Annotated in this window: 18 protein-coding genes; 9 read left to right on the top strand and 9 right to left on the bottom strand. The window is 71.7% G+C overall.

Features of this window, described 5'->3' with window-relative positions:
* Positions 1-951, top strand: a complete 951-nt coding sequence (gene rarD / locus AB6A69_RS02445) for an EamA family transporter RarD (RefSeq protein WP_371059522.1) — start codon at positions 1-3, stop codon at positions 949-951.
* Here the strand turns inward: rarD and AB6A69_RS02450 are convergent.
* Positions 837-1,409, bottom strand: coding sequence for a TIGR00730 family Rossman fold protein (locus AB6A69_RS02450; protein WP_371056546.1), 573 nt, complete (start codon positions 1,407-1,409; stop codon positions 837-839). The two genes, rarD and AB6A69_RS02450, sit on opposite strands and share 115 nt — an antisense overlap.
* A gap of 131 nt (positions 1,410-1,540) precedes the next feature.
* On the opposite strand from AB6A69_RS02450, the gene AB6A69_RS02455 reads away from it, so the two are divergent.
* The 3 genes from AB6A69_RS02455 to AB6A69_RS02465 all read left to right on the top strand — a co-directional run bounded on the left by AB6A69_RS02455 (position 1,541) and on the right by AB6A69_RS02465 (position 5,646).
* Positions 1,541-3,094: a LysM peptidoglycan-binding domain-containing protein gene (locus AB6A69_RS02455; RefSeq protein WP_371059523.1), complete on the top strand. Its 1,554-nt coding sequence runs from the start codon at positions 1,541-1,543 to the stop codon at positions 3,092-3,094.
* Between the two features lie 58 nt (positions 3,095-3,152).
* Complete coding sequence (locus AB6A69_RS02460) at positions 3,153-4,970, top strand: ABC transporter ATP-binding protein/permease (protein WP_371056544.1); 1,818 nt, start codon at positions 3,153-3,155, stop codon at positions 4,968-4,970.
* Between the two features lie 112 nt (positions 4,971-5,082).
* Positions 5,083-5,646 carry a carboxymuconolactone decarboxylase family protein gene (locus AB6A69_RS02465; RefSeq protein WP_371036307.1) on the top strand — a complete coding sequence of 188 codons (564 nt, stop codon included), beginning with the start codon at positions 5,083-5,085 and terminating at the stop codon, positions 5,644-5,646.
* On the opposite strand, the gene AB6A69_RS02470 is transcribed toward AB6A69_RS02465, so the two are convergent.
* The 4 genes from AB6A69_RS02470 to AB6A69_RS02485 all read right to left on the bottom strand — a co-directional run bounded on the left by AB6A69_RS02470 (position 5,647) and on the right by AB6A69_RS02485 (position 12,102).
* Positions 5,647-6,675: an ATP-binding protein gene (locus AB6A69_RS02470; protein WP_371059524.1), complete on the bottom strand. Its 1,029-nt coding sequence runs from the start codon at positions 6,673-6,675 to the stop codon at positions 5,647-5,649. It lies immediately after the preceding gene.
* Between the two features lie 66 nt (positions 6,676-6,741).
* On the bottom strand, positions 6,742-6,996 hold the full coding sequence (locus tag AB6A69_RS02475) for a GlsB/YeaQ/YmgE family stress response membrane protein (RefSeq protein WP_371036305.1): 255 nt from the start codon (positions 6,994-6,996) through the stop codon (positions 6,742-6,744).
* Positions 6,997-7,018: 22 nt separating this feature from the next.
* Complete coding sequence (locus tag AB6A69_RS02480) at positions 7,019-10,828, bottom strand: efflux RND transporter permease subunit (RefSeq protein WP_371059525.1); 3,810 nt, start codon at positions 10,826-10,828, stop codon at positions 7,019-7,021.
* Positions 10,825-12,102 carry an efflux RND transporter periplasmic adaptor subunit gene (locus AB6A69_RS02485; protein ID WP_371059526.1) on the bottom strand — a complete coding sequence of 426 codons (1,278 nt, stop codon included), beginning with the start codon at positions 12,100-12,102 and terminating at the stop codon, positions 10,825-10,827. The genes AB6A69_RS02480 and AB6A69_RS02485 overlap by 4 nt, the downstream gene beginning before the upstream one ends.
* A gap of 204 nt (positions 12,103-12,306) precedes the next feature.
* Between AB6A69_RS02485 and AB6A69_RS02490 the strand changes: the two genes are divergently transcribed.
* From AB6A69_RS02490 to der, 3 genes are all read left to right on the top strand, one after another.
* Positions 12,307-12,972, top strand: a complete 666-nt coding sequence (locus AB6A69_RS02490; RefSeq protein ID WP_371056540.1) for a hypothetical protein — start codon at positions 12,307-12,309, stop codon at positions 12,970-12,972.
* Positions 12,973-13,037: 65 nt separating this feature from the next.
* Entirely contained in the window at positions 13,038-14,369 is a 1,332-nt protein-coding gene (locus AB6A69_RS02495) for a PQQ-binding-like beta-propeller repeat protein (RefSeq protein ID WP_371059527.1), read from the top strand.
* A gap of 48 nt (positions 14,370-14,417) precedes the next feature.
* Positions 14,418-15,875, top strand: a complete 1,458-nt coding sequence (der, locus tag AB6A69_RS02500) for a ribosome biogenesis GTPase Der (RefSeq protein ID WP_371059528.1) — start codon at positions 14,418-14,420, stop codon at positions 15,873-15,875.
* On the opposite strand, the gene AB6A69_RS02505 is transcribed toward der, so the two are convergent.
* The 3 genes from AB6A69_RS02505 to AB6A69_RS02515 are packed head-to-tail and all read right to left on the bottom strand — an operon-like array spanning position 15,872 to position 20,342.
* Positions 15,872-16,573 carry a hypothetical protein gene (locus AB6A69_RS02505; protein ID WP_371059529.1) on the bottom strand — a complete coding sequence of 234 codons (702 nt, stop codon included), beginning with the start codon at positions 16,571-16,573 and terminating at the stop codon, positions 15,872-15,874. The two genes, der and AB6A69_RS02505, sit on opposite strands and share 4 nt — an antisense overlap.
* Before the next feature lie 38 nt (positions 16,574-16,611).
* Positions 16,612-19,224 (bottom strand): AAA family ATPase, encoded by a 2,613-nt coding sequence (locus AB6A69_RS02510; protein WP_371059530.1) that lies wholly within the window; start codon positions 19,222-19,224, stop codon positions 16,612-16,614.
* Positions 19,221-20,342, bottom strand: coding sequence for an exonuclease SbcCD subunit D (locus AB6A69_RS02515; RefSeq protein WP_371059531.1), 1,122 nt, complete (start codon positions 20,340-20,342; stop codon positions 19,221-19,223). The genes AB6A69_RS02510 and AB6A69_RS02515 overlap by 4 nt, the downstream gene beginning before the upstream one ends.
* Before the next feature lie 422 nt (positions 20,343-20,764).
* Here AB6A69_RS02515 and AB6A69_RS02520 point away from each other — a divergent pair, with 422 nt between their 5' ends.
* On the top strand, positions 20,765-22,387 hold the full coding sequence (locus AB6A69_RS02520; RefSeq protein WP_371059532.1) for a hypothetical protein: 1,623 nt from the start codon (positions 20,765-20,767) through the stop codon (positions 22,385-22,387).
* A 151-nt stretch (positions 22,388-22,538) separates the two neighbouring features.
* On the top strand, positions 22,539-23,318 hold the full coding sequence (locus AB6A69_RS02525; RefSeq protein WP_371059533.1) for an FkbM family methyltransferase: 780 nt from the start codon (positions 22,539-22,541) through the stop codon (positions 23,316-23,318).
* Between the two features lie 136 nt (positions 23,319-23,454).
* Here the strand turns inward: AB6A69_RS02525 and ggt are convergent, their stop codons facing one another.
* The gene (gene ggt / locus AB6A69_RS02530; protein ID WP_371059534.1) at positions 23,455-25,251 is read right to left on the bottom strand and encodes a gamma-glutamyltransferase; all 1,797 of its coding nucleotides are present in this window, start codon (positions 25,249-25,251) and stop codon (positions 23,455-23,457) included.
* Between the last annotated feature and the right edge of the window lie 309 nt (positions 25,252-25,560).

Below are 25,560 nucleotides of genomic sequence, written 5' to 3' on the forward strand. Positions count from 1 at the left end.
GTGAGCGAGGCCGCAAGGGGCGTGGCCGCGATGGTGGCGGCCTGCACGATCTGGGGCCTCTCGCCCATCTACTATCGCCTGCTCGACCACATTCCGCCGCTGGAGGTGCTCGCGCACCGCACGATCTGGTCGCTGGTCTTCTTCGCCGGCGTGCTGGCGCTGCAAGGGCGGCTGGGTGCCCTCGGCCGGGCGCTCGGCTCCCTCGGCGCGGTCTGGGTGACGGCGCTTGCGGCGCTCTTCATCTCGTCGAACTGGTTTCTCTTCATCTACTCGGTGCAGATCGGGCGCACGACGCAGACGAGCCTCGGCTACTACATGTTTCCGCTGGTGGCGGTGCTGATCGGCCGGGTGGTCTTCAAGGAGCGGTTGGGCCACGCGCAGTGGCTCGCCGTCGCGCTCGCGGCGGCGGCGGTGGTCGTGCTGACCCTCGGGACGGGGACCGCGCCCTGGATCGCGCTGACGCTGGCGGCGACCTTCGGGCTTTACGGGCTGATGAAGAAACGCCAGCCGGCGGGGCCGGTGGTCTCGGTCACGGCGGAGGTGCTGCTGCTCTCGCCCATCGCGGTGGCGGTGATCTGGGCGGCCCATGCGGGCACGGGCGGCGCCTTCGGGGCGGGCGGGCAGGACACGGCGCTTCTGATGCTGTCGGGGCCGATCACGGCGACGCCGCTCATCCTGTTCTCCTACGCGGCGCGGCGCGCCGCGCTCGCGACCGTGGGGCTCGTGCAGTATCTCAACCCGACGCTGCAATTCTTCTGCGCCGTGGCGATCTTCGGAGAGCCGTTCGGCCTGTGGCAGGGCGTGGCCTTCCCGATGATCTGGACGGCGCTCGCGATCTATTCCTGGGCGGCGCTTCGCGTCTCGAGGGCCTCGCCGAGGCCGGCCACCAGCGCGGAGGTGCCTTCCGCCGTTCTCACCAGCCCGCGCAGCGAGGGATCGGCGAAGCCCTGATCGATCACGTGGTCGATGAGCGCGAGGAGCGGCTGCCAGTAGCCCGCGACGTCCAGCAGGAAGATCGGTTTCGCGTGAAGCCCGAGCTGCGCCCAGGTGAGCACCTCGAAGAACTCGTCGAGCGAGCCCGCGCCGCCGGGCAGCACGACCACCGCGTCCGAGTTCATGAACATGACCTTCTTCCGCTCGTGCATGTTCTCGGTCACGACGTGGTTGGGCGCGGGGCCCGACAGCGCCTCGCGCGCCACGAGGTGCTGGGGAATGACCCCGAGGGTCAGCCCGCCCGCCGCCTTCGCCGCAAGCGCCACGGCCCCCATCAGCCCGACATCGCCGGCCCCGTAGACCAGTCGCCAGCCCCGGGTGGCGAGCGCGTGGCCAAGTGCCGTCGCCTCCTCGGCATAGCGGGGATCGGCGCCGTTTCGCGATCCGCAATAGACGCAAACGGAGGTGAGCGGCATGGCAGGCCCTTCGTCTCGGTGCTTTTGACCCGTGATACCGGCGTTGCTAAGGTGCTGCAATCGCGCGCGCCGAAGCGCCGGGCGGAAGGGGGAAAATGAACGCGAAGCCGGGCCGCTCATGGGTTGGCGCCGTGACCGCGGCGGCGATCGCCGCCGTGGCGCTCGCCATGGCCGGCCTATACGGCCCGGGCTATTTCACCGCCCGCCCCGAGCCCGTTCCGACGGAGGCGGCAGAGCGCCCGCGCGAAGAGGTCGCACCGTCCCCGGAGACGGCGGATGCAACGCCGCCAGAGCCGACGCAGGGCGGCGCGGCGCAAGACGCCCCCGCGGCGCGTGGCGAGATGGCGGAGGCTGCCGGGGCGAGCGCTCCGCCTGACAATATCGCGCCCGGGTCCAAGGCGAGTTCGGCTGCGGACGACGCGTCGGGGGCCGAGCCGGACCATTCCGCAGCGGCCGGCCCCGCGCCGCCCGCCTTCGACCTCGTGCGGGTGGAGCCCGACGGCGAGGCGCAGATCGCCGGGCGGGCCGCACCGGGGTCCGAGGTCACGATTCTCGTCGACGAAAGGCCGCTGGCGCGGGCCACAACCGACGCGGCGGGACGCTTCTTCACCTTCCTGTCGCTCGGGACCAGCGCGGCGCCCCGGCTTCTGAGCCTCAGCGAGGCGCTGGACGGGGAGGAGCGCCTCTCCGACGACGCCGTGATCCTCGCCCCCACCGCCGCGCCGGTCCGCGACATGGCGGCGGCGCAGGCCGGTGACGAGACGTCGGAGAACATGGAGCGCGCGGCGAAGCCCCCACCGGATGCGGGCGCGCCCGGTGCCGAGGTGACGCCCTCGGCCGAGCCAGGGTCAGAGACCGCGATGATCGCGCCCGCCCCCGAGGTTGACGGGCCGGCCCCGCGGCGCGCCGCGCCCGACGATCCCGACACAGGCGACCCGGCGCTCATGAGCGCGCAGCCGGAACCGGAAACCGATCCCGGCGCGCCGCCCCTGCCCGGGGCGGACAAACGCGCCGCCGCGCCGCCGCCCGACCTGCCGGCGGAAGGCGCTGCGCCGGCCTCTCCGGCCGCGCCCGCCGCGCCGCTCGTGACAGAGGCGCCCGCCCTCGCTGGCCCGGCCTCGGAAATCGCGGCGGCGCCCGCGGTGATCGTCGCCGGCCCCGACGGGGTGCGCGTGGTCCAGAGTGGCACGCCGGGCCCGGACAGCCCGGTCGGGGTCGCGCTCGACGCGATCAGCTATGACGGGACGGGTGCGGTGCGGCTTTCGGGGCGCGCCCGGCCGGGCGGTTTCGTGCGCGTCTACGTCGAAAACCGCCCCGTCGCGATGGTGGAGGTGGACCCGGACGGCGCCTGGGCGAGCGACCTTCCGGGCGTCGGGGCCGGCGTCTACACGCTGCGCCTCGACGCGCTCGATGCCGAAGGGGCGGTCGCCTCGCGGATCGAACTGCCGTTCAAGCGCGAATCCGCCGCGGCGCTCGCCGCGGCGCAGGCGGCGGCCGAGATGGCGGACCCGGGCGCGGGGCCGGTGCGCGCCGTCACGGTTCAGCCCGGGAACACGCTCTGGGGGATTTCGCGCCGGAACTACGGGGAGGGGATCCTCTACGTCCGGATCTACGAGGCCAACCGCGACCAGATCCGCGACCCGGATCTGATCTATCCCGGGCAGGTTTTCAGCATCCCGCGCTAGGGGCTGGCCAAGCGCCGCCACCCGGCCTAGCTAGGGCGAAGCGTCAAGGAGCCCCGCCATGCCCCCCGAGACACCCCCTGCCGACGAAGCGCTTCAAGAGCGCCGGTCCGGCTGGCGCACGGTTCGGAAAGTGGCACCCTATCTCTGGCCCGAGGACCAGAGCTGGGTGAAGCGTCGCGTCGTGATCGCGGTTCTGGCCCTCGTCGCGGCGAAGCTCATCGCGGTGGGCACGCCCATGATCTTCAGCGCGGCGGTGGACACGCTGTCGGAGGAGGGCGCACCGGACCTTCTGCTGGGCGCGGTGGGGCTGACGGTGGCCTACGGTCTGGCGCGCCTGATGTCGAACGGGTTCCAGCAGCTGCGCGACGGGGTCTTCGCCAAGGTGGGGCAGCGCGCGCTGCGACAGCTCGCGCTCGAGACCTTCACGCATATCCATCGCCTGTCGCTGCGCTACCATCTCACGCGCAAGACGGGCGGGCTGTCGCGGATCATCGAGCGCGGCGTGAAGGGCGTCGATTTCCTGTTGCGCTTCATGCTGTTTTCGATCGCGCCGCTCCTGCTGGAGTTGCTGCTGATCGGGATCGTGCTTCTGTTTCTCTTCGACATCTGGTATCTCGTCGTGGTGGCGGGCACGATCGCGCTCTATGTCTGGTTCACCTTCGCGGTGACGGAATGGCGCGTGCGGTTGCGGCGCGAAATGAACGCGCAGGACACCGACGCCAATCAGAAGGCTATCGATTCGCTTCTGAATTTCGAGACGGTGAAGTATTTCGGCGCCGAGGCGCGGGAGGCCGCGCGCTACGACCGCGCCATGGCGGGCTACGAGGTCGCGGCGATCAAGACCGCCACCTCGCTCGCCCTGCTGAATTTCGGGCAGACCTTCCTGATCACGGGCGGGCTGGTGATCGTGATGGTCATGGCCGCGATCGGCGTGGAACGCGGGGCGCTCAGCGTGGGCGACTTCGTCATGGTCAACGCCTACATGATCCAGATCACCATGCCGCTGGGCTTTCTCGGGACCGTCTACCGCGAAATCCGCCAGAGCCTCGTGGACATGGGCGAGATGTTCGACCTGCTGGAGCAGCCGCGGGACGTGGCGGACAAGCCGGGCGCGCCCGCGCTCTCGGTGCGGGGCGGCGCGGTGGCGTTCGACGGCGTGGATTTCGGCTACGACGCGGCGCGGCCGATCCTGCGCGACGTCACGCTTCGGGTGGGCCCGGGCGAGAAGGTGGCGCTGGTCGGGCCCTCGGGGTCCGGCAAGTCCACGATCGGGCGCTTGCTCTTCCGGTTCTACGACGTGACAGGGGGCGCGGTGCGGATCGACGGGCAGGACGTGCGCGACGTCACGCAGGACAGCCTGCATGCGGCGCTCGGCGTGGTGCCGCAGGACACCGTGCTTTTCAACGACACGATCCGGTACAACATCGCCTATGGCCGCGACGGCGCCTCGCAGGAAGAGATCGAGGCGGCGGCCCGCGCCGCGCAGATCCACGAGTTCATCGTCGCGCTGCCCGACGGCTACGAGACGCAGGTGGGCGAGCGCGGCCTGAAGCTTTCGGGCGGCGAAAAGCAGCGCGTGGGCATCGCGCGCACGCTTCTGAAGGATCCGCCGATCCTGCTGCTGGACGAGGCGACCTCGGCGCTCGACACCGAGACGGAGGCGGAAATCCAGGACGCGCTCCGCCGTGCGGGCGAGGGCCGCACGGTCATCACCATCGCGCATCGCCTGTCCACCATCGCGGATGCCGACCGGATCGTGGTCCTGGAGGCGGGGCGCATCGTGGAGGAGGGCACGCATGACGCCTTGCTGTCGCGGCGCGGGCGATATTCGCAGCTCTGGGCCCGTCAGCAGTCAGAGCGCGACGCGGCGGCGTGACCGCATCTCTCCCCGTGTCACGTTCAGGTGACGGCAGGGTGCATGCGCGGGGCGCTGTGATAGTCTCGCAGGTCACGACACGCTTGACGAGGAAACGGAGGATGGCCGCATCATGACGAGAGCGAGCGAAGCGCCGCCGGACGCACCGCAGAAACCGGGCTACGCCGTCGAGGTCACCGGCGAGGGGATCGACGAACGCCTGGCCGAGGTCTACCCGAATGGCTTGCCCAACATCTACCGCATGTTGTCGCGCAACCCTCAGGTGATGGGCGGGCTCTTGTCGATGAAAGCGCATCTCGCCGCCGGCCGGCTGAGCGAGATCGAACGCAGCCTCGTGGCGCTCGAGGTCGCCCATCACTCCGGCTGCAAGTACTGCGAAGCGGCGCTTTGCCACTCCGCTACCGAGGAGCTTGGCGTGCCCGAGACCATGCTTGCGCATGCCGGCACCGCGGAACTGCCCGCGGATCCGGGCCTTGCGGCGATCGTCCGCGCCGCCCGCGCGCTGCTGGAAAAGCGCGGTCAGCTCGGCCGGGCCGAGATGGCGGAGTTCGCGCGGAAGGGTGTCGACTTCGACAAGATCCTCGAGATCATCGGGGTGATCTCGGAGTACACGCTCGCCACATATTCGGCGAACCTCGATCGCACCCGGATCGACCCGGAATACCGGCAGAGCTGATCAGGCCGGGGCGGGCAGCGTCACACGGAAGCAGGTGCCCTCGGGCCCTGTCGCCTCGAGTTCGAGCGCCCCGCCATGCCCGCGGCAAAGCTCGGCCGCGATGGAGAGGCCAAGGCCCGTGCCCATGACGCCCGCAAGGCCATGCTTTTCGGTTTGCAGGCGCGCCCCGATGCCGTCCGGCAGGCCCGGCCCGTCATCGCGCACCCAGATTGTCGTGCCGGTGCTGTCGTGCCGGCCCCAGATGCGCAGCTCCCGCGCGCCGGCGTCGAAGGCATTGCGCGCGAGGTTCAGCAGGATCCGGTAGGCCTGGTCGAAATCGGCGTCGAGGATCACGGCGTCGCCGCTTGCATCGATCAGACGGCGCGCCGTGCTTCCCGGGTCGAGCACGGTGACCTCCAGCTCCTCCAGCACGTCGGCCAGCAGGAACCGTTCCCGTTCCGGCGCGCTGGCCGGCCCGGTGCGGCTGGCTTGCGCGGTCTCGGCGCAAAGCCGCGTCGCGCGTTCGAGCGAGCGGGTCATGCTTTCGGCGGCCAGCCGCACCTTGTCGTCCTCGTGCGCCGCCAGCCGGTCGCATACCAGCTGCGCGGTGCTGAGCGCGTTCTTGAGGTCGTGGGCAAGCTGGCGCACGGCGTTGCCCAGTCGCGCCAGTTGGTGGTCGCGCTGGTCGCGTATCACGATCAGTACGCGCGGCCCGGCGGCGCGTCGCACCACGTCGGCACGGATCAGCGCCGGAACGGTGCGTCCGTCGCGCAGGCGGCAGGACAGGTCGTCGGCCGTTTTCCGCCCTTCGCGGAGGATGTCGCGGAAGAACGCGTCGATCCGCGACAGTTCGTGCGGATGGATGTCGGCCGGGCTCATCTCGCGGAGTTCGGCCTCGTCATAGCCCAGGAAACGCAGCGCGGCGGGGTTGGCCGCGACGAAGCAGTCGCGCGCGGGATCGATCAGGACGGCCGGGTCGAGCAGGGTTGCGAAGAGTACGTCGAAAGCCTCGTCGACGGGGTCGACCGTCAGATTCGCGTCCTCGACCATCGCTGCGTCCTCGCGCCTCGCAGAGAGGATGGAGGATGCAGCGCGCAGGTCAAGCGTCGATCCCCGTCAGGCCGATTTCACGATACGGATCAGCACGAGCAGCACGACCGCGCCCAGCGTGGATTGCAGGATCGTCGCGATGAGCCCGCCGCCCACGCCGAAGCCTATGGCCGGAAACAGGAACCCCGCGATCACCGCGCCGACCACGCCGACGACCATGTTGCCGAGCAGGCCGAAACCGCCGCCGCGCACGAGCGTGCCGGCGAGCCAGCCCGCGACGACGCCGACGATCAGCATGGCGAGTATGCTGGAAAATTCCATGGGATCCTCCCTCGGGGGCCGGTTATTCCGCGGCGCGAAGCGGCTTTCCGTCGCCGCCGTCGGGACCTTCGTCGTCCTTGTGCCGCGTCGCGTCAAGGACGCGCTTCAGGTCGGCGAGGCGCGGCTCCTGCGGCGGCGCGTCGGGATCGTCTGTCGGGGCGGTCACGGTCGGCCCGTCGCTTCCGTCGTCCCAGATGATCTCCGGCGCGCGCAGGCGCCGCGCGGCGCGGCGCAGCGCCCAGTCCTCCGCAAGCCGGCTCGACCGGCCCGCGCCGGCTCGCGCCAGCGCGCGCGCGACCCATTGCGCGTAGATCACGATCCAGACGCGGACCGAAAGCGCCGCGGGCGTCACGACGAGCGTGAGCACGGTGGCGATTCCCAGCCCGAACACCACCGCGGTGGCGAGCTGCTTCCACCAGAGCGCCGTGGGGCTGTCGATGGTGTAGCCGCCGCCGAAGAAGTCGAGGCTGAGGCCGAACATCATCGGCGCGAGGCCGGCCATCGTGGTGATCGTGGTCAGCAGGACGGGCCGCAGCCGGTCCTCGGCGGTGCGCGTGATCGCCTCGAGCCGCGGCATGTAACGCGCGTAGTCCTGAAAGGTGTCGATCAGCACGATGTTGTTGTTCACCACGATGCCCGCCAGCGCGACGATGCCGGTGCCGGTCATGATGATCGAGAAGGGCTGTTCCATCACCACCATGCCGATCAGCACGCCCGTGGTCGAGAGCACCACCGCGAGAAGCACCAGCGCGGCGTTGTAGAAGCTGTTGAACTGCGCCAGCAGGATGATGAACATGAGGCCGAGCGCGCCGGCAAACGCCTTCATCAGGAACTGGCCGCTTTCGGCCTGGTCCTCCTGGTCGCCGGTCCACTCCCACGCGATGCCGGCGGGCAGGGGGTCGCTCTCCAGCCATTCGGTGAGCAGCTCGATACGCTCGTTGGCGTTGACCGTCGCGGTGGTCGCGCCGTCCCAGTCGGAACCGTCCCCGGCGGCCGCGGCGATGCGCGCCTCCGCCTCCGCGGCCTCGTGCAGGCCCAGATCCGTCCCGTCCGCGGCGCTCACCCGCACGAGACCCGGCGCCACGTCCGCCTTCACGTCGAGGTAGCGCGTCTGGTTCACGCGGTTGATTTCTGCGAGCTTCTGCACGGGCTTGCGGGTGATGAAATTGGCCAGCGGCACCAGCCCGTCCTCGGTGCGCACGCGCAGCGTGTCGAGGGTGGAGAGCACGCGGTCCTCCTCGGGCAGGCGCACGCGGATGTCGATCTCCTCGTCCGAGCTGGGCACCCGCATGGTGTCGAGCAGAAGCCCGCGGGTCACGAGCTGGACCATGGCGCCGACGGTGGCCACGTCGGCGCCGAAGCGGCCGGCCTTCTCCACGTCCACGTCGATTTCCCAGTCGATGCCGGGAAGGGGCCGCGTGTCCTCGATCAGGGTCAGCGCCCCGGTTGCCTCGAATTCTGCCCGGGCGATGCCCGCGGCCTCCACCAGGCGGCCGAAGTCGTCGCCCTTGAGCCGCAGGTGCACGGGCTTGGCCGAGGCGGGCCCGCCGGTGCTTTCGAGGATCTCGGCGTCGATGCCGGGCAGGCGGTCGAGCTCGGCCGAGATCTCCGCAAGCACCGTGTCGCCGTCGAAGGCCGGGTCCTTGACGCGGTAGTCGTAGTCGAAAAGGCCGAAGAAACTTGCCGTGGCGCGGGCGTCGGGCCGCTCGTCCCAGGGGATCGTCTCGAGCTGGATCTGCCCGATCGTGTCCTTGGGCGCCTCCGCGCCGCCGGTGTTGGAATCGAGCCCGCCCTCGCCGGCGAATGCGAAGGCCGAGCGCACGGCCGGGTGCGAAAGCACGATCTCCTCGGCCTCGCGCACCATCGCGTCCTTCTCGGCGAGGCTGAAATTGCCGCGTGCCTTGACGTAGACGATGGCGCGTTCCGGTTCGCTCTCCACGAAGAACTCGACGCCGCGGTTGTTCTCTCCGTAATAGGAGAACACGCCCAGCACGAAGGCGACCACCGCGCCGATCGTCACCAGCGGCATGACCGGGTTGCCGGTCACGAAGCGGATGAGATGACCGAAGGGGGTGCGCCGGTGGCCCGCGCGGATGCGCTTGCGCCGCGTCGGCAGCCGGGCGGCGCCCATGGTGATCGACAGCGCCACGGCCGACAGCAGGAAGATGGCGACGCCGGGCAGCGCGCCCCAGGCGCCCGGCAGCGGTGGCCTGCCGCCGAAGAGGTAGCCTGGGTTGAGCACCTGCATCGCGCCCAGGAAGAGCGCGTAGCCCGCCAGCGGAACGAGCGCGGCGCGCACGACCCAGGGCAGGCCGCGCCGCAGCGCGTCAGAGGCGCGGGAGAAGCCGCGGCTGAGGCGCCCGCTCACCCCGCCCATCACCGGCAGGTAGACCAGCGCCACGACCAGCGAGGCCGACAGCACGAAGATCAGCGTGACGGGCAGCATCCCCATGAACTCTCCCGGCACGCCCGGCCAGAACAGCATCGGCAGGAAGGCGCAGAGCGTCGTCGCCGTGGAAGAGACGATGGGCCAGAACATGCGCTTGGCGGCCTCGACATAGGCGCGCATCGGGCCGGACCCTTCCCGGATCCGCTTGTCGGCATATTCGACAACCACGATGGCGCCGTCCACGAGCATCCCCACGGCCAGGATCAGGCCGAACATGACGATGTTCGAGACCGCGACGCCCATCACCGCGAGCAGCGCGAAACAGAGCAGGAAGGAGGTGGGGATCGCGAAGCCCACCAGAAGCGCCGCGCGCGTGCCGAGCGAGGCCAGCACGACGATCATCACCAGCGCCACCGCCGTCAGCACCGATCCCTCGAGCTGGCTGACCATCGAGGCCACCTCGCGCGAGGTGTCGTTCGACGTGCCGATCTGCACCGCGGCGCGCAGTTCGGGCGGCCAGTCGGCCCGCGCCTCGTCGACGAGCGCGCGCACCTCGGCCGCGGTGTCGATGATGTTGAAGCCCTTGCGCTTGACCACCTGCAGCGCCACGGTCGGCGCGCCGTCGAAACGCGCGGTGCCGTCGCGGTCCTCGAAGGTCAGGTTGATCGTGGCGATGTCGCCCAGCGTGACCACCCGCTCGCCGTTCGTCTTGACCGGAAGCTCGTATACGTCCCGGGGCTCGTCGAAGCTCGACGGGATCTTGACCGCGAAGGCGCCCTGCGCGGTCTCGACCTCGCCCGCCGCGATGAGCTGGTTGTTATTGCGTACCACGTTGACCAGTTCGGACGCCGTCACGTTGTAGGATTCGAGCCTGAGCGGGTCGATCACCACCTCGAGCATCTCGTCGCGATCGCCCGCGATCCCGGCCTCGAGCACCGGCTCCAGCCCCTCGATCCGGTCCTGCAGGTCGCGTGCCACGCGGAACATGGTGCGCTCGGGCACCGGGCCGGTCAGGTTGACGATGAGGATCGGGAATTCGGAGAAGTTGATCTCGTTGATGGAATACTTCTCGAAGCCGTCGGGAAACTGGCCTTCGGCGGTGTTCATCGCGTCGCGCACGTCGGCCAGCGTCTTGGACTTGTCCCAGCCGAACTCGAACTCGAGGGCGACGCCGGCGTACCCTTCGGCGGCGGTGCCGGTCATGGTATCGAGCCCGTCGAGATCCGAAAGCTCCGTCTCCATCGGCTTGACGAGCAGCGACTCGGCGTCCTCCGCCGAGATGCCGGGGAACGGCACCGACACGAAGAGCGCGGGGATCTCGATATCGGGCTCGCCTTCCTTGGGCAGCGCCCAGTAGGCGTAGCCGCCCGCGACGAGCGAAAGCGCGATGAAGGCCAGAACCATCCGCGCACGGGTTGCCGCCCAGTCGACGATGCCGGTCATTGGGTGGCCTCCGCCTCGCGGTATTCGGGACGGACGCGAACGCCGTCGGTGACGTATTCCTGGCCGCGCACGATCACCGCCGCGGTGTCGGGCAGGCCCGCGATCCAGACGCCGTCCACCGTGTCGCGCAGAAGCGTGACCGGCGCGAAACGGGCGCGGTTGTCCGCGTCGACGACCCGCACGCCGAGCCGCCCGTCATCGTCGAGCGTGAGCGCCGATTGCGGCAGCAGATGCGCGGGCTCGCCGTCGGCTGCGATCACGATCTCCACCGTCTGGCCGGCGCGCACGGAGAGATCGGGGTTGGGCAGGTCCACCTCCACCCGGAAGGTCCGCGTCTCGGGGTCGGCGGAGCGTGACACGAACGCTACGCGCCCCTCCACCTCGCGCCCCGAGACGAACCGGGCGCGGGCCGGCGCGCCCGGTTCGACGCGGTCCACGGACATTTCGGGCACGAAGCCCACCAGCCGGATCGGGTCGAGCTGCAGGACGCGCGCGCAAAGCTTGCCGGGCTGCATCAGGCTGCCCAGCTCGGCGGTGTCGCTGTCGAGAAGCCCGGCGAAGGGTGCGGCGATGGTCAGCCGCCCTATCTCTGTCTCGGCGCTCTGGACCCCGGCGCGCGCGGCCTCGATGCCCGCGCGCACGCTTTCCAGCTGGCCGATCGCGGCCTCCAGCCCCGCCTCGGCGGCGCGCGCCTCGGCGCGGGTCGCGGCGACGCGCGTCTCGGCGGCGAAACCGCTCTCCGAAAGGCGCGCGGCGGCGGTGGCGTTGAGGTCCGCCGCCTCGAGGCGGGCGCGCGCCTCGGTCACCCGGGCCGCGGATTCGGGCACGCGGGCCTCCGCCTCCGCAAGCCGCGCCCGGGCCTCGTCGAGCGCGGCCTCCCGCGCGCCGGGGTCGAGCCGGCATAGCACGTCCCCCTCCTCGATCATGGCGCCCTTGCGCAGCGGCGTACCGATCACCCGGCCCGACGTCTCGGCCATGATCTCGACGACCCGCCGGGGCTCGGTCTCGCCGCGCAGCATCACCGCGCGATCGAGTTCGCGCGCCTCGGAGCGCAGCGCGAGCACGCGAACGGCCTCAACCGAAGCGTCCGCCGATGTCGAGGATGCCGTGTCCTGCGCGGCGGGCGCGGCCCCGCCCGGCGTGCCTTCGGCGGAGGTGGCGGCGCCCGGCGCCGCGTTGCGCCCGGCGAATTGAAGCAGCGCATCGCGCTCGAGCACGATCAGGTAGAGCGTCGCGGCCACAGCCAGCGCGGTCAGGATGGAAAGTCGTCGCATCGCGTATCTTTCATGACGCCGCACCGGCGCGCGCCGGTTGTGACGCGTAACTTGTGAACCTTACGCTGAACCGTTTCGTTCAGATTAGACTTTTGCGCCAGGTGGTGCAAGGCTGAACCGATCGGTTCAGTCTTGCCGCGGCCGGTCGGCCTTGGCACCGTGCCGGCGAGGCGTTAAGACACGCCCAAAGCGCAGGAGGCGATCTTGAGCGACGGGGACAGCTTCATCGAGGAAGTGGCCGACGAGGTCCGACGCGACAGGCTCTATGGGGCGATGCGCCGCTACGGCTGGATCGCCGTGGTCGTCGTGCTTGCCATCGTGGGCGGCGCGGCCTTCAACGAGTGGCGCAAGGCGGACGCGGCGCGCGCGGCCGAGGCGACGGGCGACGCGATGCTGAGCGCGCTGCAACGGCAGACGCCGGAGGCGCGGGCCGAGGCGCTGGCCGGGATCGATGCGCCGTCCCCGGGGGCCGCGGCGGTGGCCGCGCTGCTGCGCGCGGCGGAGCTGGGCGAGGCGGGCGAGACGGCCGCGGCCGCCGACACGCTCGCGTCGGTCGGTGGTGCGGGGGATCTGCCGGACATCTACGCGCGGATCGCCGCCTTCAAGGCGCTGCTTCGGCAGGGCGACGCCTTGCCGGCGGAGGAGCGGCGGCTGCGTTACGAGGCGCTCGCAGAGCCCGGCAACCCGCTGCGTCTGCTGGCCGAGGAGCAACTCGCCCTCATCGACGCCGAGCAAGGCGATCAGGAGGCCGCGATCGCCCGTCTGGAGGCCGTGCGCGAGGATGCCGAGGCGGGCGCGGGCTTGCGTCGGCGGGCAACTCAGTTGATTGTGGCGCTCGGCGGCACGCCACGCGCGTTCGCGGACGGCTGAGACCAGGGCGCGGTACGGCAGAGCGGCACGACAGAAGGGCGACACGGCGGATGAGGGCAGGCGGTTTGAGGTCTCTGGTGCATCTGGCGGCGCTGTCCGGGTTGACCGTGCTGGCTGCCTGTTCCGAACGGGAGGTGATCCTTCCCGGCGAGCGGGTGGGCCTGCGCGCGGTGCTCGACGGCCCGACCGCCGTGCCCGATACCGAGATCGCGGAGCCCGAAAACCGGGCCGAGGCGATTTCTCTCCCGCCGGCGCGGGCGAACGCGGATTGGCTTCAGGCCATCGGCACGCCGAGCGCGCGCCCGGAGCATCCCGCCCTCGGCCGCACGCTTCAGCGCGCCTGGAGCGCGCCCATCGGCGACGGGGACGCGCGGCGCCGCCGCATCACCACCGACCCGGTGGTGGCCGATGGCCGCATCTTCACCCTCGACAGCCGCGTGCAGCTGTCCGCCACCTCGGCCGGCGGGCAGACGCTCTGGACCCGCAACCTCACCCCGCCGCGCGATCGCGCGGGCGAGGCCTCGGGCGGCGGGCTCGCGGTCGGTGGCGGACGGCTTTACGCCAGTTCGGGCTATGGCTCCGTCTCGGCCCTGGATCCGGCGAGCGGGGACCTGATCTGGGAACAGAAGCTGCGCGCCCCCGCAACCGGCGCGCCCACCTATTTCGACGGGGTGCTGTACCTCGTGGCCGGCGACAGCAGCGCCTGGGCGATCGAGGCCGACACTGGACGTGTGCGCTGGCAGATCGACGCCGTCGCCGACGTGAACAACGTGGCCGGCGGACCGGCGCCCGCGCTCGGCGGGGATCTCGCCGTGTTCGCCTTCGGCAGCGGAGAGATCCAGGCGGTCTTCCGCAAGGGCGGGCTGCGGCGCTGGAACGCCATCGTCTCCGGCGAGCGGCGCGGCCGCACGCTGAACACGGTCAACGACATCACCGGATCCCCAGTCATCGACGGGCGCCGGGTCTATGCGGGCAGCCATTCGGGACGCCTCGTGGCGGTCGACCTGGAAAGCGGCGAGCGGCTCTGGACCGCGGAGGAGGGCGCGGTGGGGCCCGTATGGCCGGCGGGTGGTGCGCTTTTCCTGATTAACGACCGCAACCAGCTTCTGCGCCTCGACGCCGAGGACGGCAGCCGCGTCTGGGCGGCCGAGCTTCCGGGGTTCACGCGCGACCGCCCCCGCCGCCGCGCCGAAATCCATCCAAGCTACGGCCCGGTGCTGGCCGGGGGGCGCATCATCGTGGCGTCGGGCGATGGCGTGTTGCGCGTGTTCGATCCGCGGGACGGCGGGCTCGTGCAGGCGGTCGATATCCCCGGCGGCGCGACGAGCGCGCCGGTCGTCGCGGGCGGCACGCTCTACGTCGTGTCGCGCAACGGGCGTCTGCACGCTTTCCGCTGAGCGCGAAATGCGCTATCGGGCCGGGTCTGACCGACCGGAGCCTTCCTTATGAGCTTTCGCCTCGCCATCGTGGGCCGCCCCAATGTGGGCAAGTCCACGCTTTTCAACCGTCTCGTGGGCAAGCGGCTGGCGCTGGTGGACGACCAGCCCGGCGTCACCCGTGACCTGCGCGAGGGTGCGGCGCGGCTCGGCGCGCTGAGGTTCACCGTGATCGACACGGCCGGCCTCGAGGAGGCGACGGACGAAAGCCTGCAGGGCCGGATGCGCCGGCTCACCGAGCGCGCGGTCGAGCAGGCGGATGCCTGCCTTTTCCTGATCGACGCGCGGACGGGCGTCACCCCGACCGACGAGGTCTTCGCCGAGATCCTGCGCAAGAAGGCCGATCACGTGATCCTCGCGGCCAACAAGTGCGAGGGCACGGCGGCCGAGGCCGGCCTGATCGAGGCCTGGGGCCTCGGGCTGGGCGAGCCCATCGCGCTGTCGGCCGAGCACGGTGAAGGGATGGCCGACTTGGCCGCCGCGCTCTTCCCGCTCGTCGAGGCCAAGCAGGAAGAGATGGAGGCCGAGGCCCCGCTCACCGATCTCGACGTGGACGAGGAGGGCCGGGCCGAGGGCGCGGGCGGCCCGACCGTGGCACGGCCCTTGCAGATCGCCGTGGTGGGCCGGCCCAACGCCGGCAAGTCCACGCTCGTCAACCGCATCATCGGCGAGGAGCGGCTGCTGACCGGCCCGGAGGCCGGCATCACCCGCGACGCGATCTCGGTCGCCACGCGGTGGGACGGGCTGCCGGTGCGGATCTTCGACACGGCGGGGATGCGCCGGAAGGCCAGGGTGCAGGACAAGGTCGAGAAGCTCTCGGTCGCGGATGCGCTGCGCGCGGTGAAGTTCGCCGAGGTGGTGGTGGTGCTTCTGGATGCCGCGATTCCCTTCGAAAGCCAGGACCTTCGCATCGCGGACCTGGCCGAGCGGGAAGGCCGCGCCGTGGTCGTCGCGGTCAACAAGTGGGACGCCGAGACCGACAGGCAGGAAAAGCTGCGCGACCTGCGCGAGGCGTTCGAGCGGCTTCTGCCGCAATTGCGCGGCGCGCCGCTCGTCACCGTCTCGGCCCGGACGGGCAAGGGCCTCGACCGGCTGCGCGCGGCCGTGGCGCGCGCCCATGATGTCTGGAACCGCCGCGTGCCCACGGCGCAGCTCAACCGCTGGCTCGGCGAGATGGTGGCCGCGCACCCCCCGCCCGCGCCGGGCGGGCACCGCATCAAGCTGCGATACATGACGCAGGCCAAGACCCGGCCGCCCGGCTTCGTCGTGAAGTGCTCCCATCCAGACAAGATGCCCGAAAGCTATTCGCGCTATCTCGTCAACGGGTTGCGGGACGATTTCGACATGCCGGGCACGCCGATCCGGCTGTGGATGCGCAGCCAGTCCGACCGGAACCCCTACAAGGCGAAGAAGAAAGCGCAGCCTTCGAAGCTGCGCAAGCATCTCGACGGGCGCTCGGGGCGTTAGCGGCGGCGCAGGACCACCGCGGCGGCCACCGCGATCGCGCCGGCCCCGGCGAGCGCGGCGACGAGCGGTTCCGGCCGCGACAGGTTCGCCACCGTGACGCCCGCGAGCGCCCAGATCACCGCCGCGCCGTATTCCGGCGCGCGGGTCACGCGCAGTTGCACGGCAAGCGCGATGCCCAAGGCCAGGGCGAGCATGGCGAGGGCGGTCGGCACGGGCGCCAGAACGCCGTAGCCGCCCAGGACGACGCCGAGCCCCACGCAGCTCGCCGCCGTGAGCCAGCCCGCGTAAAGCGCGACGGGCGCTTCCTGCCAGAGCCGGTCGGTGCGCCCCGTCCGCGCGAGGGCGAGCAGGGCGAGCGCGAGCATCGCCCAGATGAGCACGGTGGCCCAGATCGCGGAGAGCTGCGCCACCCCGAGCCAGGCCGCGCCAAGCACGAGGCTGCCGGTGAGCGGCCAGCGCATCGCCGCCCAGTCGTCGCTGTCGAACCGCGCGAAAAGGCCGAAGGCGGTGCCGGCGACGAGCCAGAGATAGATCAGGCCCCAGATGGCGAAGGCCCAGCCCGCCGGCTGGACCGGCGGATCCTCCAGCGGCACCGGGAAGGCCGCGGTGTCAAACCCGTCGAAGCCGGGGTTCACGAAGGGCGAGGCGGCGAAGAACACCGCCGCGGTGAAGCAGAGAATCGCGGCCATCCTGTCCATGCGGCGCACAGCACACCACCCGGGGGGACGGTGCAAGCTCAGTCTTGCGCCGGCGCGAAGCGCAGCCTGCGCCCGCCGAGATCGCGGAACGCCCGCTGACGGCAGGACAGCACGAGGATCTGGATGTCGCCGGCCTGCCGGTGGAGCGCGTCGAACATCCGCTCGATACGCTCGTCATCGGTGAAGACGAGCGCGTCGTCGAGGATGACCGGCGCGTGACGGCCCTGTGCCGCAAGCATCCGCGCGAAGGCGAGGCGCACGAGCAGCGCGAGCTGTTCCTGCGTGCCGCCCGAAAGGATGTTCACCGGCTCTTCCTGGCCATCGCGGATCAGCGCGCGGGGTAGAAGGGTGTCATCGGCCCAGACCAGCTCCGCCTCGGGCCACAGCAGATGAAGAAGCGGGCGCAACTCACGGGCGACAGGCGAGAAATAGCGCTCCCTCGCGGCCTTGCGCGCGTCTTCCAGCGCGCCTTCCAGCCGTTGCAGCGCGGCGACCTCGCCGGCATAGGCCGCCGCGCGGGCCTCGGCGGCGGCATGGCGGGCGCGTGCGTCGGCGAGTTCTTCCTCGACCGCCTCGCCCGCGGCCTGACCGATCCGCGCGTCGAGCGCGGCGAGGCGCAGGCGAAGCTCCTGCGCCTCGGCCTGGGCGCCGGTCACCACGTCCCGGGCCCGGCGCAGCCGTGCGCGCGCGGCCTCGAGGTCGGGCGCATCGCGTTCGAGCGCGGAAAGCGCCGCCGCGGCCTCGGCTTCCTTCGCCTCGAGCGTGACGCGTTCGGCATCGAGCGCGGCCTCGTCCGCGTCCGCGATCCGGGCGAGCGCGGCCGCCGCCGTCTCCAGCCTGTCGCGCGCCGCGCGGGCGCGGGCATCCGCCGCGGCGCGTGCCTCGCGCCGCGTGGCGAGCGTGGCCTGGGCCCGCTCCCGCGCCTCCTCCGCGGCCCCGAGCGTGGCCGCCGCCGCGGCGCAGGCGGCCTCTGCGGTGTCCGGATCGGGCGCGGTCGTATCTTCCGGGTTTTCGTCGGCGGCTGGCAGGGCGGCGATGGCGGCGCGAAGCGCGTCGGTGCCGTCCGGCGCAAGCGCGTCGAGACGCGCCGCGGCTTCAGCCGCCTCGCGGGTTGCGGCCTCGCGCGCCGTGGCGGCCTCGCGGGCGTCCTCGAGCGTGTCCGCCCCGGCTGCGGCCAGCGCCTCGGCGAGGGCGCGGGCGGCGGCGTCCATGTCCGCGGCACCGGCGCCCGCGGCTTCTCCGGGATCGATCTCGAGCCGCCCGATCTCCGCGATGTCGAGCGTTGCCGGACCGGTCAGCGCGACCTGCGCGCCGTCCTCGAGCACGCGGCCGTTTAGCGTGACCCGGCCGGGGTGTCCCCTCGCGTAGCGCATGGTCAGCTGCGCCGCGCGCGCATCGCGCAGCGCCCGGGCGGTGGCGAGGTGCTGCGCGGCGGCCTCGATCCCGCGCATCGCTTCGGCGTCGGGGCCTCGCCGGGCCCGCCGGGCGGCGGCATCGCGCGCCGCCACGGCCGCCTCGGCCCGGGCGAGCCGCCCGGTCAGCTCCGCGCGCCGGCGGGCGCCGTCTGCCGCCGCGGCCTGGCGTTCCGCCTCGCGGCGCGCGGCATCGGCTCTGGCCTTCGCGGCGGCGGCCTCCGCGCGGGTGCGCTCGGCCTCTGCGGCGGCCTCCGCGGCCTGCGTTTCGCGTTGCCGTGCGTCCTCCAATGCGACGTCGGCCTCTTGGCAGGCCCGATTGGCCGTCTCGCGGGTGGCGCGGGCCTCGCTCAGGGCGAGCAGCCGTTCGGCCGCCTGCCGCGCCTCCAGGCGCGCAAGATCGCGGCTGCGTCTGGCGGCGTCCAGATGCTCGGCATGCTTTTCCGCGGCCTCGTGCGCCGCCTCGGCCACGGCGAGGCGCGCGCGCCGCTCTTCCATGGCCTCGGGATCGTCGAGCGCGGCCAGCTCCTCGCGGCACCGCCGGCGGTCCTTCAGGGCCTCGGAGAGCGCGCGCGCGGTTTCGGCAAGGCCTTGGGCGCGATCCGCGAGCGCCGCGGCCTCGTCCAGCGCGGCCTTGTAGGCGCCGCGGGGCTGCGCGCGACCCGGCGTCGCCAGCTCCGTCAACTCCTCCCGGCAACGCGCCAGCGCCGCGTCCATGCGCCGGCCGCCCGTCATCGCGTCGACCTCGCCTGCCACGGAGGACAGCAGATCGCGGCGCGCGGCCAGCGCCGCGTCGCGGGCCTTTCCGGTGCCGTCCTCGAGGCCGTGAAGGCCCTGGCGCACCCAGAGCAGCCCGGCCGGACCGCCCTCGGCGCCACCCACGAGGTCGGCGATGACCGCCTCGGCCTCGTCGGCGCGGGCGATCACGCGGCCGTCGCGCTCGATCCGCGCCTCGGGACGCGAGAGCCAGCGCTTGACCAGGGTGACGGGGCCGGTCTGCTCGCTCTCGATCTCGGCGCGGATCTCGGGCGCGCCGCCGGCATGGGGCCGCAGCGCGAGCACGTCCTGCGCGCGTGAGCCGTGGCGGGTGTAGAAAATTGCGTGCAGCGCGTCGAAGAGGGTGGACTTGCCCTGTTCGTTGGCCGCGCAGAGCAGGTTGAGCCCGTCGCCCATCCCGTCGATCTGCACCGGACGGTCGAAGCGGCGGACATGCTCGAGGCGCAGGGCGCGAAGCTTCATGCCGCGCCCTCCACCACATAGGCATAAAGCCGCGCCAGCGCCGCCGCCGCGGTGCGCCGCGCGGTCGCATCCAGCGTCTCGTCCGCGGCTTCGGCGGCGAGCGCGTCGGCGGCCCGGCGCAGCGCGCCGGCCTGGTCGATGGCGTCGAGGTCCGCGGCGTCGGGCTCCGTGGCGAGGGCGTCCGCGATCAGGTCGAAATGCCAGAAATCCGGGGCCGCGGCGGCCGCGGCGCGGGCAAGCGCGGCGCGCTCCGCGAGGCGCGCGCGCCCCTCCGCGCTCAGGCGCAGGAGCACCTCCCGCCGGCCCGAGGCGGGGAGCAGCGCGGCAAGCTGCGCCTCGGGGTCGGTTCCGGGCACCAGCGGCAGCCTTTCCTCGCGCCAGAGGAAGACGCCGGTTTCCACCTCCTCGATGACGGGCGCCGCGCCGGGGCCGGGCAGGGTGACGGCGAGGCAGACGCCCCGGCGCCCGTGGCGGAAGCGGTCCTGTTCCGGCGTTCCGGGGTATTGCGTGCGCGCCGAGACGGAGAGGCGGCCGTGCCAGTCGCCGAGCGCGAGATAGTCGAGCCCGGCCCGGCGGTCGCGGTCGGGCGGAATGCTCGCCCCCGTTTCCGCGAAATCGACCACCCCGCCATGGGCGAGCCCGATGCGGAGCGCGCCCTCGAGGCTTTCCATGGCGTCGAGCGCCGAGGTCAGGTCGCGCCCCGGCGCCGGACGCGTGACCGGTGCGGGCAGAAGCGTGACGCCGGGCGCCAAGTTGACCGGCGCGGCCTCGCGCACGGGATGGACATTGGCCGGCGCCTCGGCGGCGATGCGCTCCCAGAGCGGTTCGGCGCCCGCGGCGCTGTCGTGATTCCCGGGCAGCAGCCACCAGCTGACGCCCGCCGCCTCCGCCATGGCGTTGAGCGCCTGCCGCAGCACCCGGTCGGACGGGGTGGGCGTGTCGAACGTGTCCCCGGCCAGAAGGACATGGGCCGCGCCATGCGCCCGCGCCGCCGCCGCGAGGCGGGCGAGCGCGGTATGGCGCGCCTCGGCCAGCGGGCCGCGCACCTCCTCCGGCAGCCGCCCGAAACGGCGGCCGAGATGCAGGTCGGAACTGTGAACGAAGCGGAACTCTGTCATGGATCGGCCCGGGTGAGTCGAGGGCGCAGCATAAGGCGCGGGTCGGAACGAAAAAAGAACGGAGTCGCTCGTTTCTGCGGGACGATCGCCGCAGGGTTGCGTGGCACCAGGACGAGGCGCCCCGCAAGGAAGGGGTCGAGTGGAAGGTGACGTCGGCCGCAGAGATCGAACCGGGGGAGGGCGAACCGGTGCGCGGTCGGAAAGAACGCGTCCGTGAGCCGCTGAACGATCCTTGGCGCCCTCGGTCCTGCGTCTCTCGCCAGGACCTGTGTGTTGCCGGTCCCGGACGGGATCGAAAAATCGCGGGTGCAATTCTTGCCGGTTCCCATGACCGCGCTGGCACACTACGCTTCCCCGCGCGCGGTGACGACCGGCGGCCGTGGCGAAAGCCGCGGGCCCTGGCATTGGAGACCGGTTCGGAGATGAACGTGAATCGAGGACGCGAACATCCGCCTGTCCCGGGCCTTCAGGCCGCCATCGTCGTCTTGGGCATTGGTTTTGCCGACGCTGCCCTTGCCGAGCCGGTCGTCGAAAGCCCCGCACCGCGCCATGCGAATTTCGATACCGGATATCTGCTGCCGCGCGACAGCCTCGTGCTGGAATTCGGGTCGCACCAGACGGGGCCCGACAAAGGGGCCGGAACCGGGATCCAGCTTTATCACGGCGGTGTGGACCGGCGCGGTTCAGGGCGGTTGCAGTTCGGCATCGATGCGCAGGTGTTCGATGATCCGCCGGTCTCGGCGATCGGCGGGTCGCTGGATAATGTCACGCTCGCCAAAGTCGGCGCGCATCTCAAGGTTCTCCTGAGGTCGGATGCGCGGATGAGCCTCGCCGCGCTTGCCGGGCTGGAATATTTCGGGATCGAGCCCGACGCGACGGCGGGGGATGACTGGATCCACGGCGCCGCGGCCACGCTCAAGCTGCCGGCGAGTTTCCGGGTGGGCCCGGATCTCCGCCTTCACCTGGTGCCGGGGGTCACGGTCTTTCCGGATCGGCTGGAGGGGTACGAGTTTCTCGGGACCAACGTGCACATGGGCGTGGGCGCCACCTGGCAGCCCGGCCCGCGGCTGCAGGCCTATGGCGGGGTCACGGCCAGCGTCGGACCGGGCGGCAATACGCTGGACGCCGACGGCGAGATCGAGCGCAGGCCGGTCTGGACCGCCGGCTTTCGCTACGCCGTCACGCCGAGGGTCGCGCTCGATGTCTTCGCGACGAACGGGCTCGGGATGTCGCCGGCCACCGATCTCGTGACGCTCTTCCCGGGCGGCGACGAGGCGCTTTTCGGACTGAAGCTCAGCTATGCGCCGGGTGCCCGCGACCGGGTGCGGGCGGCCTACGGGGTCGACGCGCCGAGCCCGGTGACGCCGCGCGACCGCCAGTTGGCGCGGGCCGGGTTCACTTTGTCGAGCGCCGATACGCTCAGTCCGGGCCAGGGCCAGCTCGGGCTCGGCGCGGGAAGTGACGACAACGCCGCGCTTGCCTTGCGTTTCAGCCCCGATCACGCGATACAGATCGAGGCCCTGATCGAGGATTACGCCGATGACGGCAGCGTCGGTCCGGACCGCAATCCCAGCCAGGACGCCCGCTACATGTTCGGAGGGCGGCTGCAATTCCTCGACCGCAACAACGGGGATGCCTTTTCCCTCTCCGCCGGGCTGCTTGCCGGGCGCGACGTGGAGCGGCCGACGACCGGCGTGCTTTTCGCCGACCTCGCAGCGAGCCGCGACATCGGCGCGGCGACAGCGGTCACCATCAATCCGCGCTTTGCCGTCTTCGGCGACGAGGAGATCGGCGGCCTCGGCCTTGGCATCAATCACGCTTTCGGTCCGAACTGGCAGGTGATCGGCGAGGTGACGCCCGTGTCGGGCGGCGAGGACGCGGTCTGGGCGGCGGGCGCGCGCTATGCCTTCGACGCGGCACCGGCAAGCCTCGACCTCTTCGCGACCAATGCCATCGGGCGCCACGGGCTCGGGACACTCGTGGCGCAGGACAGCGCGCGGATCGGCGTCGGCGTGAGCTTCGAGTCCCGTCTGCTCCGGCGTTAGGCGCCTGACCGTCGGCCGCGTTTCGGACGCCGCTCGGGGCAGGCAAGATGGCCGGGTCACTCTTCGGGACCAGCGACGGGCGTTCGCATCTCGGCCATGGCGCCGGCATCGATGGAGCGGCCGATCCGCGCGCCGAAACCTGGAGACCGCGATGCACGCGACATCGAACCCGAAACGAACGAAACCGGCGGCGTCGGTCATCGGCCGCTCGCTGGACATCTACTACCGTGACAGGGCGCGGACCGCGCGCATGGATGCGCTGCACGCCGCCCTCGTGTCGCCCGGGGCGCTCGTTTTCGATATCGGCGCGCATCTGGGCGATCGAACCGGCAGCTTCCTCGGGCTTGGCGCATCCGTCGTCGCGTTGGAGCCGCAGCCCCGGGTGTTCCGGGCGCTCCGCCTGATCCACGGCCGGTCCCCGGGGGCCGTCCTGCTGCCCATGGCCGCGGGGGCCGCGCCCGGGGAACTCGTCCTTCATCTCAACCCGCGCAATCCGACCGTCGCGACGCTCGAGCGGGATTTCATCGCCGCCGCGGCGGGCGCGCCGGGCTGGCAGGACGAGGTCTGGGACAGCGCCGTCACGGTGCCCGTCACCACGCTCGACGCGTTGATCGCGCGCCATGGCACGCCCGATTTCGTGAAGATCGACGTGGAGGGGCACGAACCTGCCGTGCTGCAGGGGCTGAGCACCGCGCTGCCGTTGCTGTCCTTCGAGGTCACCATGATACAGCGGGCCGCCGCGCGGGCCTGCATCGCGCGGTTGGGCATGCTCGGGACCTACGAATACAATCTCAGCCTCGGCGAGGAGCACCGGCTGCTTCATGACGGGTGGCAGACACCGCAGGAGATCTCTGCAACGCTGGACGCTCTGCCGGCGGCCGCGAACTCCGGCGACGTCTACGCGCGCCTCGTCCGTCCGGCCTGCGGGTGACGTCGCTCGAAGGGCAAGCCCGTCCGCCACGGGGCGCGGCGGTCTGGCCGCCGCCGAGGGTAGGCGGGCGTCCCCCGGGCCGGACCTGCAGAGCTTGCGGGGCTCGCGGGGGCTGACCGGAGCGGCCCCACGCTTTCTATCGGCCCAGCGCGATGCCCTCGCGCCGCGGGTCGGCCCCGCCGGTCAATCCATCGGTATCGATGGCGATGGCGTGCAGGCCCGAGGTCAGGCTGCGCGCGTTCACCTCGTAGCCGAGCGCCGCAAGTCCCTCGGCCAGGTCTTCCGCCTCGGTGCCGGCCTCCAGATCGAAGGTGCCGAACCGGTTGACGGCCCGCGGCATGGCGACGGCCTGCTGCACGTCCATGCCCCAATCCAGATGCGCGATGATCGTTTGCGCGACATACCCGATGATACGGCTCCCGCCGGGAGAGCCGACGACGAGAACCGGCGCGCCGTCCCGCAGGACGATGGTGGGCGCCATGGAAGAGCGCGGCCGTTTTCCGGGCTCCAGCCGGTTGGCGACCGGATAGCCGTCGGCATGGGTGCGGAACGAGAAATCCGTCAGCTCGTTGTTCAGAAGGAACCCGCCCGGTGCCATCAGTCGCGAACCGAAGGCGTTCTCGATCGTTGTGGTCATCGAAAGCGCGTTGCCGTCGCGGTCCACGATCGAGATGTGCGAGGTCGACGGAAGTTCCAGGGAGGTGTCGTCGGCCCAGATCCGCGCGTGGTCCCATTCGGGCCGGCCGGGCGCCACCTCGGGCAGGGCGTCGTCGCCGGCCAGCAGCGCGCCCCGCTCGGCGAGGTAGGCCGGATCGACAAGCCCCTCGGTGGGCATGGGCACGAAGTCGCTGTCGGCCATGTAACGGCCCCGGTCCGCGAAGGCGAGCCGCGAGGCGTCGCCGATGAGCCGCCAGGCCTCGGCGCTCTCCGGCCCGAGGTCCGCAAGCTCGTAGCCCCCGAGCATGCCGAGGATCTGGCCGACGGTCAGCCCCCCGGACGAGGGCGGCCCCATCCCGCAGACATCATGCGCGCGGTATTCGACGCAGACGGCGGGCCGTTCGACCACCTCGTAGGCGGCCAGATCGGCCAGCGAGAGAAGACCCGGGTTGCCCTCGGCCGCGCGCACCGTGGCGACGATCCCCTCCGCGACCGGTCCGGAATAGATCGCGTCGGCGCCCTCCCGCGCCATGGCGCGAAGGGTCCGGGCATAGGCGGGATTGCGCAGCGTGTCGCCCGCGGAAATGCCCGTGCCGCCGGGGAAGAAATACGCCTCTGTCGCCGGGAAGCGGCGCAGGCGGTCCGCGTCGCCCGCCACGAGCTCTGCCAGACGCGGCGAGACGGTGAAGCCGTTTTCGGCATGCGCGATGGCGGCGTCGAAAAGGTCGCCCCAGTTGGCGCGGCCCCAGCGGCGATGCGCGGCCTCCATCAGCGCCGGCGTGCCGGGGGTGCCCACCGAGCGCCCGCCGACGACGGCGTCGAAGAAATCCAGCGGCTCCCCGCTTTCGTCCTGAAAGAGCGTGGGCCGCGCGGCCATCGGGGCGGTTTCGCGGCCGTCCAGCGTCGTCACCGCGCCCGTGGCGGCATCGTACCAGACCAGAAAGGCGCCGCCGCCCAGGCCGGAGCTTTGCGGCTCGACCAGCCCCAGCACGGCCTGGACCGCGACCATTGCATCCGCGGCGCTGCCGCCCGCGGCCAGCACCTCGGCCCCGGCCTCTACGGCGAGCGGATTCGCCGCCACGACCATCCAGGTCTCCGCCCTGACGGGCACGCCGGCCGCACGGGCCGCGAAGGCCGCCCCGGCCGCGGGCGAAAGCCCGGGAAAGGCCGCCGCCTTGGTGCCGGCCTCGGGCGCGACGGCGTCGGCGGCCTCCTGCGCGGGGGCGGCGAAGGCCGCCCATGCCAACAGCGCGGCAAGTGAAACGGGTCTCGTCATGGATGCTCTCCGGTCATGGCTTGCCGCAACAGCATGCCCGACTCGGCGGACATTGGCACGCCGCAATGCCGGACCGCGCCGGAAGAGCCGCGTCTTGGGGCCATGGCCGGTGCAGGCGTCACGCATCCCGACGCGGAATGGCGGATCCGCCTGCGGCGGGCTTGCCGTGATCGTTTCGCCACAGCCGCGCGGGACGGGTCCGGCCGTTGATAAATATCAACGAATTTGTATTCAAAAAATATGTTATGAAAAGTGGCGTTGAGTGGGGACAACTCGCATCTCGCCCTGCGCGAAAGAATGGCGGCCGGA

The organism is Rhodosalinus sp. 5P4 (genome assembly GCF_041365695.1).
Taxonomy (GTDB): Bacteria; Pseudomonadota; Alphaproteobacteria; order Rhodobacterales; family Rhodobacteraceae; genus Rhodosalinus.

Bases quoted from the DNA above. Each gene is read 5' to 3' on its own strand.
- AB6A69_RS02450 (WP_371056546.1), bottom strand. From the start codon at position 1,409: ATGCCGCTCACCTCCGTTTGCGTCTATTGCGGATCGCGAAACGGCGCC.
- AB6A69_RS02460 (WP_371056544.1), top strand. From the start codon at position 3,153: ATGCCCCCCGAGACACCCCCTGCCGACGAAGCGCTTCAAGAGCGCCGG.
- AB6A69_RS02465 (WP_371036307.1), top strand. From the start codon at position 5,083: ATGACGAGAGCGAGCGAAGCGCCGCCGGACGCACCGCAGAAACCGGGC.
- AB6A69_RS02470 (WP_371059524.1), bottom strand. From the start codon at position 6,675: ATGGTCGAGGACGCGAATCTGACGGTCGACCCCGTCGACGAGGCTTTC.
- AB6A69_RS02475 (WP_371036305.1), bottom strand. From the start codon at position 6,996: ATGGAATTTTCCAGCATACTCGCCATGCTGATCGTCGGCGTCGTCGCG.
- AB6A69_RS02480 (WP_371059525.1), bottom strand. From the start codon at position 10,828: ATGACCGGCATCGTCGACTGGGCGGCAACCCGTGCGCGGATGGTTCTG.
- AB6A69_RS02485 (WP_371059526.1), bottom strand. From the start codon at position 12,102: ATGCGACGACTTTCCATCCTGACCGCGCTGGCTGTGGCCGCGACGCTC.
- der (WP_371059528.1), top strand. From the start codon at position 14,418: ATGAGCTTTCGCCTCGCCATCGTGGGCCGCCCCAATGTGGGCAAGTCC.
- AB6A69_RS02505 (WP_371059529.1), bottom strand. From the start codon at position 16,573: ATGGACAGGATGGCCGCGATTCTCTGCTTCACCGCGGCGGTGTTCTTC.
- AB6A69_RS02510 (WP_371059530.1), bottom strand. From the start codon at position 19,224: ATGAAGCTTCGCGCCCTGCGCCTCGAGCATGTCCGCCGCTTCGACCGT.
- AB6A69_RS02515 (WP_371059531.1), bottom strand. From the start codon at position 20,342: ATGACAGAGTTCCGCTTCGTTCACAGTTCCGACCTGCATCTCGGCCGC.
- AB6A69_RS02520 (WP_371059532.1), top strand. From the start codon at position 20,765: ATGAACGTGAATCGAGGACGCGAACATCCGCCTGTCCCGGGCCTTCAG.
- AB6A69_RS02525 (WP_371059533.1), top strand. From the start codon at position 22,539: ATGCACGCGACATCGAACCCGAAACGAACGAAACCGGCGGCGTCGGTC.
- ggt (WP_371059534.1), bottom strand. From the start codon at position 25,251: ATGACGAGACCCGTTTCACTTGCCGCGCTGTTGGCATGGGCGGCCTTC.